This window comes from Paraburkholderia sp. EG304 (assembly GCF_046543485.1).
Taxonomy (GTDB): domain Bacteria; phylum Pseudomonadota; class Gammaproteobacteria; order Burkholderiales; family Burkholderiaceae; genus Paraburkholderia; species Paraburkholderia youngii.
This window is the reverse complement of sequence record NZ_JBKGUA010000519.1, coordinates 1-241: the sequence shown is the minus strand read 5'-3', so window position 1 is coordinate 241 and position 241 is coordinate 1. Positions and strand designations below refer to the sequence as shown.

Annotated in this window: 1 protein-coding gene; it reads left to right on the top strand. The window is 73.4% G+C overall.

The annotated features are described in order from the left end of the window. Positions 1–241, top strand: a 241-nt coding sequence (locus tag ACLFKU_RS44980) for an AMP-binding protein (RefSeq protein WP_410853542.1), incomplete at both ends; no start/stop codon positions are given.

Here is a 241-nt window from a genome sequence, read left to right as displayed (position 1 = left end):
AGCTCAATGCGCGGGCCAACCGGCTGGCCCATCATCTGATCGCACTCGGAGTCAGGCCGGATCAGCCGGTGGGGATGTGCGTGGAGCGCAGCGCGGCGATGGTGGTGGGGCTGCTGGCGATCCTGAAGGCGGGGGGCGCGTATGTGCCGCTGGATGCGGCGTATCCGGGCGCGCGGCTGCGGCAGATTCTGGGGGAGGCGGCGCCGCGGCTGGTGCTGGCCGATGCGGCGGGGCGTGCGGC